The following is a 19,037-nucleotide window of genomic DNA, read 5'->3' as shown; positions in this document are numbered from 1 at the left end:
GCTCATGTGGCAGATCTCACCGCGGTCCTTCAGTGATACAGGTCACAAAACCTGCCGGAATAGTCCCACAGGTTGCCACCAACATTGGATTTTGGTTAACGTGCCTCTGGTCTTCGATAACGTTCAGGTCACGGATAGAAGGACTATTCAGGTTGGCGCAGCACCGTTCGTCCCCCACTCCGCAGGGAGCCTCGACGAACGCTCGGCAACGGCGGATCAGCCCGTACCTCGAACACGAGACCGAGATCACCGACATCATCCCGTTCAACGAGTTCGGCGGTCTCGGCGACCTGGAGTTCCGCGACCACACCGCGTTCGACCGGGAATCGCAGGTCATCCACGCTCCTGAGCTCGACGATCTTCACGATTGCAACGAGACGCCGCTGCGGCTGGCGGTCCCGTCCGAGTTCCGCGCCGACGTGGCTACCGATTCCCGCACCGCCCACTCGCGGCGCGCCCGGCAGTCCACCCACGCCTACCGCGACAGCCACACCGACGTCAGCGACGGATCGGCCGCCACCGACATCATCGACATGGCCGGCAGGCGCGGCGTCCACCGCAAAGAATCCGCGGGTGCCGTCAAGAGCCGCCTGATGATTGCCGCCATGGCCGCGGGCGCGACCGCCGCTGGCGCTTACACGCTCAGCAACGCCACCGAGCCGGTCCCCGGCGACACCGTGCTGGCCGCCGGCGAGACGGCCGTCAACGGCGCTTCGGTCACCGGTTCGGTCGACGGCATGCAGATCGTCACGGTCGCGTCGAACGTCGTGGGATCGGTTCACGCCGAGGAGATCACCAAGGCCGCCGCCTTCGCCCAGGAGCGCGCCGAGCGGGAGGCGCGCCAGATGCGCCCGCTGTTCGTGATGCCTACCCGAGGCGTGTGGACGTCGGGCTTCGGCCTTCGGTGGGGCGTGCTGCACGGCGGCATCGACATCGCGGGGCCGGTCGGCACCCCGATTTTGGCGGCCTCCGACGGCGTCGTGGTCGACGTCGGCCCGACCGCCGGATACGGCGCCTGGGTGAAACTGCGCCACTCGGACGGCACCGTCACCCTCTACGGTCACATCAACACCTGGGACGTCTCGATGGGCGAGCGGGTCATGGCCGGCGACCAGATCGCCACCATGGGCAACCGCGGCAACTCGACCGGTCCGCACCTGCACTTCGAGGTGCTGCAGAACGGCTCCAACCGCGTCGACCCGGTCGGCTGGCTGGCCAAAGGCGGCGTCAACGCCGGCAGCTATGTTGGCTGAGTGAGCGACGGAGTCTTCCCGAGCGGCCCTTCTTCAGACCAGACGCGCATCATCCGGCGTCAGCCCGAAAGCGCGACCCCGTCGACTCCTGTTCCCGTTCAGGACGAGTCGCGGACCGGCATCATCCGGCGCCACCCCACCGGCGAGCTGCCCGCCGTCCCCGCGAGCGAACCCCAGACCAGCTACATCGAACCGGCGTCGCTGCAGGCGACCGGCTACATCCCGCGGCCGAGGCCCACGGCCATCCCGAAGCAGGGGGACGACGCCGACCCCCGGACTGCCGTGGCCGCCGCAGTGGTCAGCATCGTCAGCGGGTGGTCCACCGCCGTCATCGCCACCGACCTGATCACCGGGTGGTGGCGTACCGACCGGCTGTTCTGTGTGGCCGTCGGATTCCTCACCGCGATCACCGCCGCGGCGATCATCGGCGGGCTGGTCCTGCTGCTGCTGCGCCGCCGCATGGGACGGCTGCTGATCGTGGTCGGCTCGGTGATCAGCCTGCTCATCTTCGCCAGCCTCTTCGTCGCGGGCGCGAAGCTGCCGCCGGTCGTGTACGCCATCCCGGTGCTGCCGCTGGCCGGGATCGCGCTGACGATGCTGCCGTCGACGGCCCGGTGGAGCCGGTCCTCCCCCGACGTCGACGCTGCGCCCACGGCGTAGAAGTGCAAGAGGCACGCGCCGTGCGCGCGGAGTCGACGGCGGGGGCGGCGACAATCGCGACGGCAGCGTCGATCTCGGGCGTGCTCGCCGCCGCGTTCGGCGTGGCCGCGACGCTGCGGGCCCTGCTGATGTTTCAGATGTCCCAGGCTGTCGACGCGAGCGCGATGCAGCGGGCGTACGCGTTCGTCAGCGCAGGAGTGCCTGCGGGCGTGACGGCCACCCTGTTCGCAGGCGTGGTGCTGTTGCACGGGAAGCAGCCCGCCGGACGGCTACTGCTGGTTGCGGGTGGGACCGTGGTGCTCCTGGTCACCGCCGCCGATCTGGTGATGTGGTTCGGGTTCGACCGCGTCGCTTGGTCGAACGACGTGGTGATCGGCGCTCATCGGTGGGGCTGGACGGCAATCGCGATCACGACGATGGTCCTCGCATCGCTGCCCGGCACGCGACGCTGGTGCAGCGGTCGCCCGCCGGTGTCCGCACGGCGTCGCGACGCCGCGGCCATCGCGGCGGCAGCCGTGTCGTTGCCGATGGCGGCCTACCTGTGTTGGCTTGCCTGGCGGCAGTACGACTTGGGCTGGGGCTTCGTTGAGATGGGCGGGGTGTTCGGATCGGACATCGGCTCGGTGTGGTCGCGGGTGATGCTGGAGACGTTCCTTGCGGCGGTGGTGACCGCCGCAGTGCTCGTCGCAGCGTGGATGGCGCTGCTATTCGGCGCGGCGGTCGGCCGCTGGCTCCTGGTCGCGGCCGCCGCGTTCACGCTAGGGCAGACGGTGTACGGCTCGACCGACTTCGCCCTGCTCCTCACCGAACTCGGCGCCCCTGACCTTCTCCGCATCTTCGCCCCGCAGACCGCCGCAGCCGTACTGTTCACGGTGGTCGCACCGCTCGTCGTCGCGGTGCTGGCGGTTCTGCCATCGCCGAAATCGGCGCGCTGACCGGGCCTTTCCGCTGTTACGGTGAGGCGGTGAACCCGTGGCAGCCCCAGCAGCCCTACGTCGCACCGCCGGGATACCCACCGTTCGCTCCCCCGGTCGCCCGGCGGCCGAGCGGTGCGACGGCCATCACCGCAGGCGTCCTCGGCTTCGTCGGAGGCGCCCTGCCGCTGATCGGCATGCTGCTCGCCCTCGCCGGTGTCGGCCTGCTCACGGTGCTGTTCGGCGGATCGGAGGCCAAGGGTGAGGCCGTCGCGTTCATGAGCCTGCTGGCCATCGGTGTGATCGTCCCACTGGTCGGCTCGGTGGTTCTGATGATCGCGTCGGCGGTGATGCTGCTGCGCGTCGCGGCGGCGCGCTACGTGGTCGCCGTGGTGTGCGGGGCGCTGGTGGCATACAGCATCGTCGAGCTGGTGACCGGGCCGTCGACGGGTCGGATCGACACGTCCGACGCCACCTGGTCGGTGCTCTACGTCGTGACGGCCGTGCTGGCGCTGCTGCCGTCGACCGGACGGTGGTGCGCCGCGCGCGGCAGGCGCTGACTAGAGCTTGCTCACCGGCGCGTGGTTGTGCATGAGTTTCACCCGGCCTGCGCTGCCGAAGTCGATCAGCGACATCGCCGACTCCCCGACGCCCGACACCTCTTCGACGCGGCCGAGGCCGTACTTGTCGTGGGTGACCCGGTCACCGGGTTCCAGCACCACCATCGGGCGCTTGGCCGCCGACGACCGCGCCGGCGCCGGACGCGGGGTGCCGAACCGGCCGGCGCCGCTGACGGGCGCCGAGTACGACGGCGCCGGGTCGGTCCGCCGCCAGTCGATGAGCTCCTGGGGGATCTCGCGCAGGAACCGCGACTCCGGGTTGAGCATCGGCTGCCCCCATGACGACCGCACCTTGGCCCGGCTGACGTACAACCGCTGGCGTGCCCGGGTGATGCCGACGTAGGCCAGCCGCCGTTCCTCGGACAGTTCCGTCGGATCGCCCAGCGCCCGCATGTGCGGGAACATGCCGTCCTCCCAGCCGGTGACGAACACCACCGGGAACTCCAGGCCCTTCGCGGTGTGCAGCGTCATCATCGTCACCACGCCCGCGCCGTGCTCCGGCAGCTCGTCGGCGTCGGCGACCAGGGACACCCGCTCCAGGAACTTCGCGAGGACGCCGGTGTCGGGGATGTCCTCGTCGACTGGCTCGTCGTCGGCCAGCGCCTCGGCGTTCGCCAGGTCGATGCTGAATTCGTGTGCGACGCTGACCAATTCGTTGAGGTTGTCGAGGCGGGCCAGGTCCTGCGGATCGCTGGACGCCTCCAGCTCGGCGCGGTAGCCGGTGCGGTCGAGCACGGCTTCGACCACGTCACCGAGTTCGTCGTCGAGGCGGCCGCGCAGCTCGTCGAGCATCGTGACGAAGCCCGAGATGCACTTCTCCGCCCTGGTGTTGAGCATCGACACCCGGCCCTCGGCGGCGGCCTGCAGGGCGTCGTTGAAGCTCGAGCCGGTGTTCTCGGCGTAGACCGCGACGCACGCCTCGGCACGGTCGCCGATGCCGCGCCGCGGAGTGTTGAGGATGCGCCGCATGCTCACCGAGTCACCGGGGTTGTCGAGCACCCGCAGGTAGGCGACGATGTCGCGTATCTCCCTGCGCTCGTAGAACCGGACGCCGCCGACGACCTTGTAGGGGATGCCGGCGCGGATGAACACCTCTTCCAGCGCGCGGGAGGAGTTGTTGGTGCGATAGAACACCGCCACGTCGTTGTAGGTGATGTCGCCGCGGTCGGCCAGGGCGTCGATCTCCTGCGCGACGAAGCGGGCCTCGTCGTGTTCGTTGTCGGCGACGTAGCCGACGATCAGTTCGCCTGCGCCCTCGTCGGTCCACAACCGCTTCTCGCGCCGGCCCGTGTTCCGTGCGATGACGGAGTTCGCGGCGTTGAGGATGTTCTGCGTCGAGCGGTAATTCTGTTCCAGCAGAATGGTCGTCGCGTTCGGGTAGTCGCGCTCGAAGTCCTCGATGTTGCGGATGGTCGCGCCGCGGAACGCGTAGATCGACTGGTCCGCGTCACCCACCACGCACAGCTCGGCCGGCGGTACGCCATCTGCATCGTCGCCCGGGGCGGCCCGGCCCACCAGCTCGCGCACCAGCACGTACTGGGCGTGGTTGGTGTCCTGGTACTCGTCGACGAGGATGTGCCGGAAGCGTCGCCGGTAGTACTGCGCGATCTGCGGGAACCGTTGCAGCACAGCGACCGTCTCGCCGATCAGGTCGTCGAAGTCGAGCGCGTTGGCGCCCCGCAGCCTGCGTTGGTACTCGGCGTAGACCTCCGAGATGATGCGCGGCAGGTCCTCGTCGGCGTTGGAGGCGTCGTAGGCCGCCTGCTCCGGGTCGATGAGTTCGTTCTTGAGGTTGGAGATGCCGTTGGACAGCAACCGCGGTGAGTACCGCTTGGTGTCCAGCCCCATGTCCTTGCCGATCATCAGCAGCAGCCGCCGCGAGTCGTCGGCGTCGTAGATCGAGAAGTTGGAGTTCAGCCCGGGCAGCAGCGAGGCCTGGTTGCGCAGGATCCGCACGCACGTGGAGTGGAACGTCGACACCCACATCGCCCGGGCCCGCGGCCCCACCAGCCCGACCACGCGTTCACGCATCTCGGCGGCGGCCTTGTTGGTGAACGTGATCGCCAGGACCTGGCCCACCCCGACCTCGCGGGCGGCGAGCAGGTAGGCGATCCGGCGGGTGAGCACCGCCGTCTTCCCCGACCCGGCGCCTGCGACGATCAGCAGCGGCGATCCCTCGTGCAGCACCGCCTGTCGCTGCTGCGGATTGAGCCCGTCGAGCAACTGGTCGGTTTCGGAGGTGTGGGAGGTGTGGTGCGGGGCGACAGTCATACTGCTCCAAATCTACCGCCGCAGGCCGACACCTTTGCGCCGATGTGGCAGTTGGTGGCACACTGATTCGCGTGCTCAGCGAGCGGCGATTTTTTTACGGGTACCGGCCAGCGGTGCCCGTGGTCTAGCTGCTTTTTCAAGAGCCCCGCGGTCCGCATCCGGATCCGGGGCTCGTTTGCTGTGTGGGACCCGGCTGCGGATGACACCATCTAATACACACAACGAGGAGTCACCGATGTCAGTCCAATCTGAAACCGTTCCGGACATCGAGGCGCTGCGGCTGGAGATCGACCAGCTCGACGCCACGATCCTGCAGGCCGTCGCCCGCCGCACCGAGGTGTCGAAGCTCATCGGCAAGGCCCGCATGGCCTCCGGTGGCACCCGCCTGGTGCACAGCCGCGAGATGAAGGTCCTCGAGCGCTACAGCAGGCTCGGCCCCGAGGGCAAAGACCTGGCGATGCTGCTGCTGCGGATGGGCCGCGGCCGCCTCGGCCACTAGTCGCACGTTTCCGCCGGAACGGCATTCCCGGTTGGCAAGGCGCGCGCTTGATGACCAGGAATGCAGTTCCGCGCAATGGTGGCGAGAAGCTACGGGGTCATTTGCGGAGGGCGTCGGTGAGCCACGGCGTCAGCCACTCCACCGCTTCGGGCGTGGGGTGCACGCCGTCGCTGCGTAACCGGATGCCGTCGACGCGGGTGGTGTAGTAGCCGCGCGGCGACAACTTCTTGTTGAAATCCAGCACCGACACGTTCGGGCGGTCGCCGACGACGTCGCGCAGCAGGTCGTTCCACTCGTCGGCGCGGTCGGGGTCGTCCTCCGGGTACAGGCTGCCGTCGGACTGTTCGGCGCGCCGGTTGTACGGCGCCGTGGTCACCAGCACCTTGGCCCCCGTCGAGCCGACGATGTCGAGCGCCCTTTGCAGCTCGCCGCGCAGGTAGGCGTCGTAACCGGACTCGCCCACATGGGTCCATTCGCCCTCGTTGACGCGGTCGACCACCTCCCAGCGGCCGACCATCAGCAGCACCACGTCGGGGCGGTCGTGGTTGATCCGCTGCGCCCACCGGGCCGGCCAGGAGTCGCATTCGGGTTTCTGGTTGAGCGTCTCGCCGGTCATCCGGTACGGGCCGCCGCGGGCGATGCCGCAGCCGATGGTCGTGTAGTTGATGAAGCGCAGACCCGGGGTCGACGGCAGATAGCGCATCAACGTCCAGGCGACCGAGTCCCCGAACACCGCGACGGTGCGCGTGCCCGGCGCGCGCTGGGCATCCTGCGCGCCGACGGCGACCGGGATCTCCGGCAGCACCGCCGCCGCCGACGCCACCTCGAGCGGGGGTTCCGCGTCGTCGGCCGGGTTGAAGCCCACCGGCACGACGGACACGGTCACCACCGCGGCCGTCGCCATGGTGGCCACCGCGAGCGGCAGCATCGGGACCGACGACGGCCGCCAGCGCCGGACCGGCTGCTCGATCAGCCACCAGGACAGCGCGGCCACCAGCAGCGTCGCCGCGCACCTGGCCGCGAACAACGGCCAGCCCGACCACCCGGTGCGTTCGCCGTTGAGCACCAGGAACACCGGCCAGTGCCAGAGGTAGACGCCGTAGGAGATCGCGCCCAGCCACACCAGCGGCGACCAGGCCAGGATCCGCGCGACGGGACCACGCTGGTCGAGCGCGACGGTCGCGACCACCAGCACCGCGGCGGCCGCGACAGCGGTGAACAGTCCCGCCCGGTACTCGGCGGGGCTGCCGGTGGCGTAGTGGGCGAGCACCGCGACGCCGGCCACCCCCGCCACCGAGAGCACCCGAGCCAGCAGGCGGGCCCACCGCGCGCGGATCGGCGTGCCCATCGTGACGGTCGACCAGTCGCGGACCAGAAGGGCCGCGGCGGCCGCTCCGAGCAGCAGCGCCTGCACCCGGGTGTCGGTGCCGAAGTACACCCGGTTGGCCGTCGCGTCCGACGTGAGCAGCACGGCCGCGACGGCCGACGCCGCGGCGCCTGCGGTCGCGACCGCGAACACCGTCCAGCGCACCGTCCGCAGGCTCGGCACCCGCCGCCGGACGCCGAGCACTCCGATGACGAGGAGCAGCAGCAGCGGCCAGACGAGATAGAACTGCTCCTCGACCCCCAGTGACCACATGTGCTGCAGCGGCGACGGCGGACTGCCCTGCGCGAAGTAGTCGGTGCGCTGGGCGACGAACGCCCAATTGGACACCCAGAAGAATGCCGCGACGGCGTCGTCGCGCAGTGCGGTCACCGCGTCGGGCGGGAAGAGGTCACGCACCAGCAGTACGGCCGCCACCACCACCAGCAGCGCGGGGAGCAGACGGCGGACGCGGCGAATCCAGAAGTCGCGCAACCCGATGCGGCCGGTGCGGCCCAGTTCGTCGAGCAGCAGCGAGGTGATCAGGAATCCGCTGAGGACGAAGAACACGTCGACACCGAGAAAGCCGCCGGGCACTCCCGGCAGTCCGCCGTGCTGGGCGAGTACCAGCGCCACCGCGATCGCACGCAGACCGTCGAGGGCGGGGATGTCGCGGCCCTTCGCCGGGCTGCGACGCGGGGGGTCGGCTGCGGGGGCCACCCATCGGCGTCGACCGCCGACGCGGACCGGCGCCGCAGTCATGCCATGCCCTCCCATGTCGAGCCCCGAGCATGGAAGTCTATGGGCCGCCGCGGCCCCGATCGTGAAGGCGCGGCGGCGCGTTCACGGCTACTTCGTCACAGCGCGATGTCCGCCCGCGCTAACGCGTCAGCGCGATGTATTTGGTGTCGAGGTACTCCTCGATGCCCTCGGTGCCACCCTCGCGACCGAAGCCGGATTCCTTGATGCCGCCGAACGGAGCCGCGGCGTCGGAGATCACCCCGCGGTTGACGCCGACCATGCCCGATTCGATGCCCTCGGCGACGCGCAGCGCCCGGTCCAGCGAGCGCGTGTAGATGTAGGCGGCCAGCCCGTATTCGGTGTCGTTGGCCGCGGCGATGCCCTCCTCCTCGGTGTCGAAGCCGGTGATGGGTGCGACCGGGCCGAACACCTCCTCCTTGAGGATCCGGGCGTCGGCGGGCACGTCGGCCAGCACCGTCGCCGGGTAGAAGTTGCCCGGACCACCGGGCGCGACGCCGCCGACGGCCACCGTCGCGCCGCGCGACACCGCGTCGGAGACCAGTTCGGTGACCTTCGACAGCTGCTTGGAGTTGATCAGCGGGCCGAGCGTCGCCGACTCGTCGAGGCCCTTGCCGAGGGTGAACTCGCTCATCCGCTTGACCAGCTTCTCGGTGAACTCCTCGCGCACCGAATTGGCGACGTGGAAGCGGTTGGCCGCCGTGCACGCCTCGCCGCCGTTGCGCATCTTGGCCAGGATCGCGCCGTCGACCGCGGCGTCGATGTCGGCGTCGTCGAACACCACGAACGGTGCGTTGCCGCCGAGTTCCATCGACGTGCGCAGCAGCTTGTCTGCCGACTGCTTGACCAGCGACTTGCCCACGCCCGTCGAGCCGGTGAACGTCAGCTTGCGCAGCCGGCCGTCGTCGATGAGGGCCTCGGTGACCGGACCCGGGCTGCTGGTCGGCAGCACCGACAGCACGCCCTTGGGCAGTCCGGCCTCGTCCATCAGCTTGGCCAGGTAGAGCATCGTCAGCGGCGTCTCCTGCGCCGGCTTGACGATCATCGTGCAGCCCGCGGCGAACGCCGGACCCATCTTGCGGGTGCCCATGGCCAGCGGGAAGTTCCACGGGGTGATCGCATAACACGGTCCGACGGCCTGCTTGGTGACGATGATGCGACCGGTGCCCGCCGGGCTCGGCGTGTAGCGGCCGCCGATCCGCACCGCCTCCTCGGCGAACCACCGGAAGAACTCGCCGCCGTAGGTCACCTCGCCCTTGCTCTCGGCGAAGACCTTGCCCATCTCGAGGGTCATCAGCGCGGCGATGTCGTCGGCCTGCTCGGTGATCGCCTCGAACACCGACCGCAGGATCTCGCCGCGCTTGCGCGGTGCGGTGCCGGCCCACTCCGCCTGCACCGCGCACGCGGCGTCCAGGGCGGCGACGGCGTCCTCGGCGGTCGCGTCCGACACCGTCGCGATCACCTGGTCGTCACTGGGGTCCAGCACGTTGAACGTCGACGTCGTGGTGCGCTCTTCACCGCCGATCCACAGGCCGGTGGGAACAGACTTCAGCAGCGCGGTGGTGTCCATGCATCCATCATCAACCCTCCGGCGGGAAGACCGCACTAGGGTCGGGAACATGAGTGCCGACACCACCATTCCCGACATCTCCGCGACTCCCGCGTGGCAGGCGCTGCAGCGCCATCACGACGAGATCCGTGGTGTGCACCTGCGTGAGCTCTTCGCCGACGACCCGGCACGCGGCACCGAACTGACGCTGAAGGTCGGCGACCTGTACATCGACTACAGCAAGCACCGCGTCACCCGCAAGACACTCGAGTTGCTGCTCGACCTGGCCCGCGCCGCCCGCCTGGAACAGCGCCGCGACGCGATGTACTCGGGATTGCACATCAACACCTCCGAGGACCGTGCGGTGCTGCACACCGCGCTGCGGCTGCCGCGCGGTGAGGAGTTGGAGGTCGACGGGCAGAACATCGTCAAGGACGTGCACGACGTGCTCGACCGGATGGGCGATTTCACCGACCGGCTGCGCAGCGGCGAGTGGACGGGTGCAACCGGTGAACGCATCACGACGGTGGTCAACATCGGCATCGGTGGGTCCGACCTCGGCCCGGTGATGGTGTACGACGCGCTGCGGCACTACGCCGACGCCGGGATCTCCGCACGCTTCGTGTCCAACGTCGACCCCGCCGACCTCGTCGCCAAGCTGGACGGACTCGACCCGGCCACAACGCTTTTCATCGTCGCGTCGAAGACCTTCTCGACGTTGGAGACGTTGACCAACGCGACGGCCGCGCGCCGCTGGCTCACCGACACACTCGGCGACGCCGCGGTGTCCAAGCACTTCGTCGCGGTGTCGACGAACAAGAAGCTGGTCGACGACTTCGGCATCAACACCGACAACATGTTCGGCTTCTGGGACTGGGTCGGTGGCCGGTACTCCGTCGACAGCGCGATCGGGCTGAGCGTGATGGCGGCGATCGGCAGGGAACGCTTCGCCGACTTCCTGGCCGGCTTCCACCTGATCGACGAGCACTTCAAGTACACACCGCTGGAGGCCAACGCCCCGGTGCTGCTCGGACTGATCGGGCTCTGGTACTCCGACTTCTTCGGCGCGCAGTCGCGGGCGGTGCTGCCCTACGCCAACGACCTGTCCAGGTTCGCGGCGTATCTGCAGCAGCTCACCATGGAGTCGAACGGCAAGTCGGTGCGGGCCGACGGCACCCCCGTCACCACCGACACCGGGGAGATCTTCTGGGGCGAGCCGGGCACCAACGGCCAGCACGCGTTCTACCAACTGCTGCACCAGGGCACCCGCCTGGTGCCCGCCGATTTCATCGGCTTCAGCCAGCCCACCGACGACCTGCCCACCGCCGACGGCGACGGCAGCATGCACGACCTGTTGATGAGCAACTTCTTCGCCCAGACGCAGGTGCTGGCGTTCGGCAAGACGGCCGACGAGATCGCCGCCGAGGGCACCCCGGCTGAGGTGGTGCCGCACAAGGTGATGCCCGGCAACCGGCCGACGACGTCGATCCTGGCCACCAAGCTGACCCCGTCGGTGGTGGGACAGCTCATCGCGCTCTACGAGCACCAGGTGTTCACCGAGGGCGTGGTGTGGGGCATCGACTCGTTCGACCAGTGGGGCGTGGAACTGGGCAAGACCCAGGCCAAGGCGCTGCTGCCGGTGATCACCGCCGACGCGTCCCCCGAGGCGCTGTCCGACGGCTCCACCGACGCCCTCGTCCGGCGCTACCGAACGGAGCGGGGCCGATCAGCCTGAAGGCAGTTCGGCACGGAAACCCACGTTGCGCATGGGTTTCCGCGCCGAATCGCTAGTGTGTGTCAGCCGGCCGGGATGGTGCCGCAGGCGCCCGGGACGATGCAGCCGCTGACGCCGCCGGGACCGGCCGAGCCGGACGGTCCACCCGGGATCGCGACCTCAGCGCCATCGGGTCCTGCCGCGGCGGCCGGGCCACCCGGGACCACGGCTTCAGCGCCGCCCGGGCCTGCCGCGGCGGCCGGGCCACCGGGAACCGCGGCAGCGTTGGCGCCGTCCGGACCCGCCGCAACGGCCGGGCCACCCGGAACCGCGGCCTCAGCGCCGCCCGGGCCCGCCGCAGCGCCCGTGCCACCGGGAGCGGCAGCCGCAGCGCCGTTGGGACCCGCCGCAGCGGCCGGGCCACCGGGGACCGCGGCTTGGGCGCCGTTCGGACCCGCGTCACCCACGGGACCGCATGCGACGCCCGGCGCGCACGGCGGCGGGGCCGGCGGCTGAGCGAGAGCGATAGGTGCAGCTGCGATTCCTGCGGCAGCGACACCGGCGAACAGGACTGGTGTGAGCTTCGAAAGTTTCGCGTTCATGATCGAAGGGTTTCCACGCCGCTGCGGTGATTAAACCGGCTACCGAGAATTTGATCTTGGCAGCGGTGTCACGTTTCAGGCGAACTTCGCGGCGACCCTCGGTGGCAGCACCTTGAGCAACAGCACCAGGGGTGCCCACGGCCATGTCGGCACCGCGGCGCGGCCACGCTCACGCTCGATGGCGTCGACCATCGCCACCGTCCCGGTCTGGGTGTCGACCATCAGCCGGGTGGTCTCGGCCTTGGCGGTCATCTCCGACTCGATGTAGCCGGGTTCGAGCACCGTCACCGTGATCGGACTGCCGGCGTACTCCGCACGCAGCGATTCGCCGAGCGAGGAGACACCGGCCTTGCTGGCGGCGTAGGCGGCCCGCACTCCGGGGACGCCCTTGTTGCCGAGCACCGAGGACACCAGCACCAGGTGCCCGCCGCCCGCGGCGGTGAACATCTCCAGCGCCGTCTCGATCTGCACCAGCGCGGCCACCAGATTGGTCTCGATGGTGGCCTTGTTCGCCCACAGTTTTCCCGTCCCCAACCGCGCGCCCTTGCCGACGCCGGCGTTGACGATGATGCGGTCGATCCCGCCCAGTTCCTCGGCCAGCGCGGTGAACACCTGCGGCACCCGGTCGTGGTCGGTGACGTCGAGTGCGGCGACGGCCACCTGGATCGCCGGATGCCGTTCCTGCAGTTCGGCCTTGAGTTCCTCGAGGCGGTCGATCCGGCGCGCACACAGTGCGAGGTCACGGCCCTTGGCGGCGAACACCCTGGCCATTCCGGCACCCAGGCCGGAACTGGCGCCGGTGATGAGGATCCTCTGCCTGGTCATCGGAGCAGCGTAGCGACCGGCCGCCTGCGCTACTTGACGCCCGGGATGCGGCGCAGCGCCTTGAGTCCCGCGGTCATCACCGTGGCGTAGCGGTCCGCGCGGATCCATGGCGGTGCACCGACGGGCAGCCCACGCTCGGTGGCGATGGTCTGGGACTCGGTGTACTTGAGGATGCCGTGTTCACCGTGGCGGCGGCCGACGCCGGAGTCCTTCATGCCGCCCATCGGCGCGTCCACCGACGCCCACGCGGCGGCGTACGCCTCGTTGACGTTGACCGTGCCCGCCTGCAGCTTCGCCGCCACCCGCCTGCCGCGTGCCGGATCATTGGTCCACACACTGAAGTTCAGGCCGAACCGGCTGTCGTTGGCCTTGGCGATCGCTTCGTCCTCGGAGTTCACCCGGTAGACCGAGACCACGGGTCCGAAGGTCTCGTCCTCGTAGACGTCCATGCCCTCGCGCACTCCGGTCAGGATCGTCGGCTCGTAGAAGTACGGTCCGATGTCCGGCCGCGGCTGACCGCCGGTGAGCACGGTCGCCCCCTTCGACTGCGCGTCGTCGACGTGTTGGCGAACCGTCTTCAGCTGGTTCTCGTTGATCAGTGTGCCCATGTCCGCGGAGTAGTCGAGGTCGGGTGTCAGCTTCAGCGCCCGCGTGTACTCGACGAACCGCCCGATGAACGTGTCCCACAGCGCATCGGGCACGTAGATCCGCTCGATGGAGATGCACAGCTGCCCGGCGTTGGAGAAGGCCGCCTTGACCGCGCCGCGGGCCGCCTTCGCGACATCGGCGTCGTCGAGCACCAGCAGTGCGTTCTTGCCACCCAGTTCCATCGAGTAGTCGATCAGCCGCTCCGCGGCCTGCTTGGCGACGGTCCGCCCGGTGCTCGTCGAACCCGTGAACATCAGGAAGTCGGACTGTTCGATGATCGGTGTGCCGAGTTCTGATCCAGGCCCGGTGACGGTCTGCACCAGCCCCGGGGGCATTCCGGCCCGTTCGAGCAGTTGCACCGCCCACAGGTGGGAGAACGGCGTGCGGTCGTCGGGCTTGGCCAGCACCGCGTTGCCCGCGACCAGTGCAGGCAGCGCGTCGCTGATGCCGAGGGTCAGCGGGTAGTTCCACGGGGAGATGACGCCCACCAGCCCCTTCGGATGGTGGTGCTCCCACACCTCGGTGAGCATCAGCTGCACACCCTGGCGGCGCTTCGGCCGGAGGTACTTCTCGGCGGTGTTGGCGTAGTAGCGGGCGGTCAGCGCGACGTCGATGACCTCCTCGAACGCATGCCGGCGGGCCTTGCCGTTCTCCAGCTGGATGAGGTCGAGCACCTCGTCCTGGTGTTCGAGGACCAGGTCATGCAGCCGGAGCAGCACCTGTGCCCGTTCGGCGACCGGACGGGCCGCCCACTCCTGCTGCACGGCGCGGGCGCGTTCCGCCGCCGCGGCGCCGTCCTCGGCGGTGCAGTGCGGCACCTGCCCGAGCGGACGGCCCGTCATCGCGTCGGTGATGTCGCGCTTTCGGCTGGGGTCGGCCGCGCGGACCCGGCCGGGCAGGTCGGTGAGGAGCGCGGCGACGCGGGGATGGGTGGTGCTGAATGTCGTCATGACAGTCCTTCCGGTCAGGCGACAGGGATACCCGAACGGGTGACCGGCAAGCGCACTACTTGAGCAGCCGCGACATCCGCCGGTCGGCGAGCACCTTGCCTGCGGTCTGGCACGTCGCGCAGTACTGGAACGACTTGTCGGCGAACGACACCTCGCGCACGGTGTCACCGCACACGGGACAGGGCAGACCGGTGCGGGCATGGACACGCAGCCCGGATCGCTTCTCGCCCTTCAGGGTTGCGGCCTGCTGCCCCACCGACCGGGACACCGCGTCGGTGAGCACCGAGATCATCGCGTCGTGCAGCGAGCCCAGCTGCGCGGCGGTCAGCTTGCTGGCGGTCGCGAACGGCGACAGGCGTGCCACGTGCAGGATCTCGTCGCTGTAGGCGTTGCCGATCCCGGCCATCACCTTCTGGTCGGTGATGACGGTCTTGAGCCGGCCGCTGTTGCCTGCCAGCAGCCGGCCCAGGTCTTCTACGGTGAGTTCGAGCGCATCGGGCCCGAGGCCGGCGATGCCCGGCACCGTGTCCGGGTCGGTGACGAGCCAGACCGCCAGCCGCTTCTGGGTGCCGGCCTCGGTGAGATCGAATCCGGGCGCCTCGCCGGGCGTGCCGAGATGGACGCGCAGGGCGATCGGCCCCTTGCCCGGTTTCAGCGGCGCGCCCGCGAGCTTGTCCGACCAGCGCAACCAGCCGGCCCGGGACAGGTGGGTGATCAGATGAAGGTCGCCGATCTGCAGGCCGAGGTACTTGCCCCACCGGTTGGCGCCGGTGACCTCGCGACCGTGCAGCGCGGTGACGGGCGGATCGAAGGTCTTGAGCACCGAGAAGGCCGAGACGTCGACACGGCCGACAGGCAGCCCGACGGCATGGCGACGCAGGTGGTCGGCGAGTGCCTCGACTTCGGGGAGTTCAGGCATGAGACCAGTGTGCCCGTCAGCGGTCGGTCAGCAACCCGCCCGTGAGCAGCGACAGCACCCAGCTCACGAGGGACAACACGATCGCCGCCCAGATGGCCGTCCACCAGAAGTGGTCGATGGCGAGGCCCCAGTGCGTGGTGTGGTCGGTGATCGACGCGGTGATCCACAGCATCAAGGCGTTGATGACGACGTGGAACAGGCCGAGCGTGAGGATGTACAGCGGAATCGAGAGCACCTGCACGATCGGCTTGATGATCGCGTTGACCACCCCGAAGATCAGTGCGACCACACCGATGATGCCGATCTCCTGCAGCCGGTTGTCCGCGCCGACGAAGCTCATCCCGGGCACGAACCAGGTGACCAGCCACAGCGCGAATCCGGTGACCGCGGTGCGGAGCAGGAAGCCCATGCCGGTGATCCTGCCACGATCGGGACGTGCCTCAGGGGCGCAGCAGGTAGGTGTCCATGATCCAGCCGTGTCGCGAACGGGCCTCGGAGCGGATGTCGGCGATCGTCTGTCCGACCTCGCCGACGGTGCCCGCCACCAGGATCTCGTCGGGCGTGCCGAGGTAGGCGCCCCACCAGATCCGCGTCGCGGGCGGACACTGCCGGAAGGCGCAGTCCGCGTCGAGCATCACCACCGCGGCGCCGGACAGTCCCTGCTCCCGCAACCGGCGGCCGGTGGTGATCAGCACCGGCTCGCCGACGTCGTTGAGCGGGATGCGGTGTCGCGCGGTGAGGGCCTGGACGGCGGTGATGCCGGGCACCACGTCGTAGTCGATGTCGAGGTGTTCGCCGACCAGGTCGAGGATGCGCAGCGTGCTGTCGTAGAGCGACGGGTCACCCCAGGCGAGGAATGCGCCGACGCCGTCCGGGTCGAGTTCGGTCGTGATCGCCTCGGCCCAGATCCGGGCGCGCTCGGCGTGCCAGTCGGCGACGTTGCGCCGATAGTCGCCGTCGTTCGCGCGCTTGGGGTCGGGCATCTCGACGAACCGGTAGCCGGGCGTGGTGATGAATCGCTCGCAGATGTCGCGGCGCAGCGCCACCAGGTCGCTCTTGATGTCGCCCTTGTCGGCGGCGAAGAAGACCTGGGTGTCGTTGAGCGCGTCGACGGCCTGGGCGGTGACGTAGCCGGGGTCGCCCGCGCCGATGCCGATGACGTGGATGCGTCGGGTCACGCAGCGAAGTATCCGGCACCGGGATTGGGCGGCGACTTTGGCCCAGGCTGTGGTCTCAACACTGCGGTTGCATCCGGTAGTCACCTTACGAAGGGATGGAACGCAACCTGCTCACCCGCCGCCCGTCCGACGGTACGCCGCACTTCGGGGGCCGTCTACGGATTCCGTACGCCAACACCGCAACAGCGACGAATTTCGTGGCTCAGGCCTGCATGCCGTCGCGGAGCTTGCCCAGTGACTTCGCCAGCAGGCGTGACACGTGCATCTGCGAGATGCCGAGGCGGTCCGCGATCTGGGTCTGGGTGAGCGACTCGAAGAACCGCAGCCGGATGATCGTGCGCTCCCGTTCGGGCAGGGCGGCCAGCAGCGGGCGCAGCGCTTCCCGATTCTCGATTTTCGCCATGTCGGGGTCGTTGCCGCCGAGGGTGTCGGCCAGTGCCGGTGCGCTGTCGTCATCTCCGCCGCCGGTCGTGGCGTCGGTGGACAGCGTGCGGTAACAGCTCCCGGCGATCAGCCCTTCCACCACCTCGGCGCGGTCGAGTCCGAGTTCAGCGGCGATCTCACTCGGCGTGGGTGCGCGGTTGAGCCGCTGGGACAGATCGGCCACCGCCGCGCCGAGCTGCTGATGACGCTCCTTCAACCGTCGCGGAACGTTCACCGACCAGCCGCTGTCGCGGAAGTACCGCTTGATCTCGCCCATGATCGTCGGCACTGCGAAGGACAGGAAGTCGACGCCCTTGTCCACGTCGAACCGGTTCACCGCGTTGACGAGTCCCAGCCGGGCGATCTGCACCAGGTCGTCGCGGGGCTCGCCGCGACCGACGTACCGCTGAGCGCAGTGTTCGGCCAAGGGCAGGCAGCGGGCGATGATGCGGTCGCGCTGGCGCTGCTGTTCGGGCGATCCTTCCGGCAGCGACGCGAGCCCGGCGAACAGCACGAGAACGTCAGCGTAATCGGACGGCTTGGACTGGGGCCGGCGGCGCCCCACTCTCTCCTCGCGCGTCCGCTCGACTGTGGTCATGGCTCAGGAGTACCCAGAGCACGCGGTCGCATTTCGCTGACGACCGTCAATTGGCGTAGCCGACCATCACCATAAGTTGCCCTATGCAGGTGCTATCCCAGTTGACGACGGTAGCTGTGCGTCAGAGAACGCTGCGTGAATTGGCTACCGGAGTGCACCTGGCTTCGCTAATCGCACCTGCGGTCAGGCCTGGTCGCCGCCCCTGCTCCGGCGCAGCGCGGCGGCGCGCTCGATGTCCTTCTCCTCGGCGGCCTCGTTCTTCTCGAGGACGCGGGTGTCCCGCGGGGGCAGTTGCAACTCGCGTTCGGCGGGCAGGCCGGCCTGCAGCTGCCTGCCCCGCTCGAGTTCGGCGTCGAGTTCGGCGCCGAACAGCAGCGCCAGGTTGGTGAGCCAGAGCCAGAGCAGGAAGACGATCACGCCGGCCAGCGCGCCGTAGGTCTTGTTGTAGCTGCTGAAGTTGGCGACATAGAGCCCGAAGCCGAGCGACGCGAGCATCCACGTCAGGATCGCCACGCCGGCGCCGATGCTGATCCACTTGAACTTCGGCTGTTTCACGTTGGGGGTGGCGTAGTAGAGCACCGCCACGGCCAGCACCACGAACAGCAGGATCGCCGGCCACTTCACCACGGTCCACAGCGTCACCGCGGCGCTGCCCGCACCGATCGCATCGCCGACCGCGCGGGCGACGGGGCCGCTGACCGCCAGCATGAACGCCACCGCGGCCACCGACACGACGCCGGCAAGCGTCAGCACCAGCTGCAGCGGCCGCAGCTTCCACACCGGGCGGCCCTCCTCGACCTCGTACATGCGGTTCATCGCCCGGCCGAACGCGCCGACGTAGCCGGATGCCGACCACAGCGCGCCGGCCAGGCCCAGGATCAGGCCGAGACCGGCCTGCGGCGACTCGACGAGCTGCTGAATGGGCCCGCGCAGCGTGTCCAGCGCCGACGACGGGGCGACGTCGTCGACGGTCTGCAGCACGGCGTCGGTGGTGCGCTGACCCTGGCCGAAGACGCCGAGCAGCGACACCATCGCCACCAACGCCGGGAACAGCGACAGCACCGCGTAGTAGGTCAGCGCGGCCGCCAGATCGGTGCACTGGTCCTGCTGGAACTCGCGGGCGGTCTTGCGCAGCACGTAGAACCAGGACCGCTTGGTGAGGTCGGTCGGTGAGTCTGGTTTGCGCGGGTCGTCGGGGTCCGGCACCCGGTTCCGTTCGTCAGCCGTGGCGGTCATACCGGCGCGTTACCCCGGGCATCCGGTGTCAAACGCCTACCGTGGGTATCCGGTAC

17 protein-coding genes and 1 pseudogene are annotated in these 19,037 nt (G+C 69.3%); 6 read left to right on the top strand and 12 right to left on the bottom strand.

Annotated features, from left to right (window positions below; genetic code table 11):
• Nucleotides 1–152: 152 nt before the first annotated feature.
• From ACPCHZ_RS09400 to ACPCHZ_RS09385, 4 genes are read left to right on the top strand one after another with little or no spacing between them, the layout of a single operon-like run.
• Entirely contained in the window at nucleotides 153–1,253 is a 1,101-nt protein-coding gene (locus ACPCHZ_RS09400; RefSeq protein ID WP_423484471.1) for a M23 family metallopeptidase, read from the top strand.
• Nucleotides 1,254–1,913, top strand: a complete 660-nt coding sequence (locus ACPCHZ_RS09395) for a hypothetical protein (protein WP_423484470.1) — start codon at nucleotides 1,254–1,256, stop codon at nucleotides 1,911–1,913.
• A gap of 2 nt (nucleotides 1,914–1,915) precedes the next feature.
• Entirely contained in the window at nucleotides 1,916–2,848 is a 933-nt protein-coding gene (locus ACPCHZ_RS09390; protein WP_423484469.1) for a hypothetical protein, read from the top strand.
• Between the two features lie 29 nt (nucleotides 2,849–2,877).
• Nucleotides 2,878–3,387: a hypothetical protein gene (locus ACPCHZ_RS09385; RefSeq protein ID WP_423484468.1), complete on the top strand. Its 510-nt coding sequence runs from the start codon at nucleotides 2,878–2,880 to the stop codon at nucleotides 3,385–3,387.
• Here ACPCHZ_RS09385 and pcrA read toward each other — a convergent pair whose 3' ends face one another.
• Complete coding sequence (gene pcrA, locus ACPCHZ_RS09380) at nucleotides 3,388–5,718, bottom strand: DNA helicase PcrA (RefSeq protein ID WP_423484467.1); 2,331 nt, start codon at nucleotides 5,716–5,718, stop codon at nucleotides 3,388–3,390.
• 199 nt (nucleotides 5,719–5,917) lie between these two features.
• Here pcrA and ACPCHZ_RS09375 point away from each other — a divergent pair, with 199 nt between their 5' ends.
• A complete protein-coding gene (locus ACPCHZ_RS09375; protein WP_364975070.1) occupies nucleotides 5,918–6,217 on the top strand; it encodes a chorismate mutase in 300 nt (99 codons plus the stop codon).
• 97 nt (nucleotides 6,218–6,314) lie between these two features.
• On the opposite strand, the gene ACPCHZ_RS09370 is transcribed toward ACPCHZ_RS09375, so the two are convergent.
• Together ACPCHZ_RS09370 and ACPCHZ_RS09365 are read right to left on the bottom strand one after the other, a co-directional pair.
• The gene (locus tag ACPCHZ_RS09370) at nucleotides 6,315–8,342 is read right to left on the bottom strand and encodes an acyltransferase family protein (RefSeq protein WP_423484466.1); all 2,028 of its coding nucleotides are present in this window, start codon (nucleotides 8,340–8,342) and stop codon (nucleotides 6,315–6,317) included.
• 118 nt (nucleotides 8,343–8,460) lie between these two features.
• The gene (locus tag ACPCHZ_RS09365) at nucleotides 8,461–9,909 is read right to left on the bottom strand and encodes an NAD-dependent succinate-semialdehyde dehydrogenase (protein ID WP_423484465.1); all 1,449 of its coding nucleotides are present in this window, start codon (nucleotides 9,907–9,909) and stop codon (nucleotides 8,461–8,463) included.
• Between the two features lie 49 nt (nucleotides 9,910–9,958).
• On the opposite strand from ACPCHZ_RS09365, the gene pgi reads away from it, so the two are divergent.
• Entirely contained in the window at nucleotides 9,959–11,623 is a 1,665-nt protein-coding gene (gene pgi / locus ACPCHZ_RS09360) for a glucose-6-phosphate isomerase (protein WP_423484464.1), read from the top strand.
• A 62-nt stretch (nucleotides 11,624–11,685) separates the two neighbouring features.
• Here pgi and ACPCHZ_RS09355 read toward each other — a convergent pair whose 3' ends face one another.
• The 9 genes and pseudogenes from ACPCHZ_RS09355 to ACPCHZ_RS09315 form a co-directional block, all read right to left on the bottom strand.
• A complete protein-coding gene (locus ACPCHZ_RS09355; protein WP_364975081.1) occupies nucleotides 11,686–12,069 on the bottom strand; it encodes a hypothetical protein in 384 nt (127 codons plus the stop codon).
• Nucleotides 12,070–12,279: 210 nt separating this feature from the next.
• Nucleotides 12,280–13,029 carry an SDR family oxidoreductase gene (locus ACPCHZ_RS09350; protein ID WP_423484463.1) on the bottom strand — a complete coding sequence of 250 codons (750 nt, stop codon included), beginning with the start codon at nucleotides 13,027–13,029 and terminating at the stop codon, nucleotides 12,280–12,282.
• 29 nt (nucleotides 13,030–13,058) lie between these two features.
• On the bottom strand, nucleotides 13,059–14,627 hold the full coding sequence (locus ACPCHZ_RS09345; RefSeq protein WP_423484462.1) for a succinic semialdehyde dehydrogenase: 1,569 nt from the start codon (nucleotides 14,625–14,627) through the stop codon (nucleotides 13,059–13,061).
• A gap of 55 nt (nucleotides 14,628–14,682) precedes the next feature.
• Nucleotides 14,683–15,150: a zinc finger domain-containing protein gene (locus ACPCHZ_RS09340; RefSeq protein ID WP_423484696.1), complete on the bottom strand. Its 468-nt coding sequence runs from the start codon at nucleotides 15,148–15,150 to the stop codon at nucleotides 14,683–14,685.
• A gap of 153 nt (nucleotides 15,151–15,303) precedes the next feature.
• Nucleotides 15,304–15,546 (bottom strand): annotated as a pseudogene (locus ACPCHZ_RS09335) (DNA-formamidopyrimidine glycosylase family protein); the annotation flags it as partial.
• Between the two features lie 16 nt (nucleotides 15,547–15,562).
• Complete coding sequence (locus tag ACPCHZ_RS09330; RefSeq protein WP_423484461.1) at nucleotides 15,563–15,955, bottom strand: phage holin family protein; 393 nt, start codon at nucleotides 15,953–15,955, stop codon at nucleotides 15,563–15,565.
• Between the two features lie 31 nt (nucleotides 15,956–15,986).
• A complete protein-coding gene (gene cobF / locus ACPCHZ_RS09325) occupies nucleotides 15,987–16,724 on the bottom strand; it encodes a precorrin-6A synthase (deacetylating) (RefSeq protein WP_423484460.1) in 738 nt (245 codons plus the stop codon).
• A 202-nt stretch (nucleotides 16,725–16,926) separates the two neighbouring features.
• Nucleotides 16,927–17,745, bottom strand: coding sequence for a SigB/SigF/SigG family RNA polymerase sigma factor (locus tag ACPCHZ_RS09320; RefSeq protein WP_423484459.1), 819 nt, complete (start codon nucleotides 17,743–17,745; stop codon nucleotides 16,927–16,929).
• Between the two features lie 183 nt (nucleotides 17,746–17,928).
• On the bottom strand, nucleotides 17,929–18,981 hold the full coding sequence (locus ACPCHZ_RS09315; RefSeq protein WP_423484458.1) for a YihY/virulence factor BrkB family protein: 1,053 nt from the start codon (nucleotides 18,979–18,981) through the stop codon (nucleotides 17,929–17,931).
• Nucleotides 18,982–19,037 lie beyond the last annotated feature (56 nt).

The organism is Mycobacterium sp. NPDC050041 (assembly GCF_049541695.1).
Classification (GTDB): Bacteria; Actinomycetota; Actinomycetes; order Mycobacteriales; family Mycobacteriaceae; genus Mycobacterium.
The sequence above is the reverse complement of the archived record's forward strand: the minus strand, read 5'-3'. Positions and strand labels throughout refer to the sequence as shown.

What these genes read in the sequence shown, in the direction of transcription:
- ACPCHZ_RS09350 (WP_423484463.1), bottom strand. Translation starts at nt 13,029, where the DNA reads ATGACCAGGCAGAGGATCCTCATCACCGGCGCCAGTTCCGGCCTGGGT.
- pcrA (WP_423484467.1), bottom strand. Translation starts at nt 5,718, where the DNA reads ATGACTGTCGCCCCGCACCACACCTCCCACACCTCCGAAACCGACCAG.
- ACPCHZ_RS09375 (WP_364975070.1), top strand. Translation starts at nt 5,918, where the DNA reads ATGACACCATCTAATACACACAACGAGGAGTCACCGATGTCAGTCCAA.
- ACPCHZ_RS09345 (WP_423484462.1), bottom strand. Translation starts at nt 14,627, where the DNA reads ATGACGACATTCAGCACCACCCATCCCCGCGTCGCCGCGCTCCTCACC.
- ACPCHZ_RS09365 (WP_423484465.1), bottom strand. Translation starts at nt 9,909, where the DNA reads ATGGACACCACCGCGCTGCTGAAGTCTGTTCCCACCGGCCTGTGGATC.
- pgi (WP_423484464.1), top strand. Translation starts at nt 9,959, where the DNA reads ATGAGTGCCGACACCACCATTCCCGACATCTCCGCGACTCCCGCGTGG.
- ACPCHZ_RS09320 (WP_423484459.1), bottom strand. Translation starts at nt 17,745, where the DNA reads ATGACCACAGTCGAGCGGACGCGCGAGGAGAGAGTGGGGCGCCGCCGG.
- ACPCHZ_RS09330 (WP_423484461.1), bottom strand. Translation starts at nt 15,955, where the DNA reads ATGGGCTTCCTGCTCCGCACCGCGGTCACCGGATTCGCGCTGTGGCTG.
- ACPCHZ_RS09370 (WP_423484466.1), bottom strand. Translation starts at nt 8,342, where the DNA reads ATGACTGCGGCGCCGGTCCGCGTCGGCGGTCGACGCCGATGGGTGGCC.
- ACPCHZ_RS09315 (WP_423484458.1), bottom strand. Translation starts at nt 18,981, where the DNA reads ATGACCGCCACGGCTGACGAACGGAACCGGGTGCCGGACCCCGACGAC.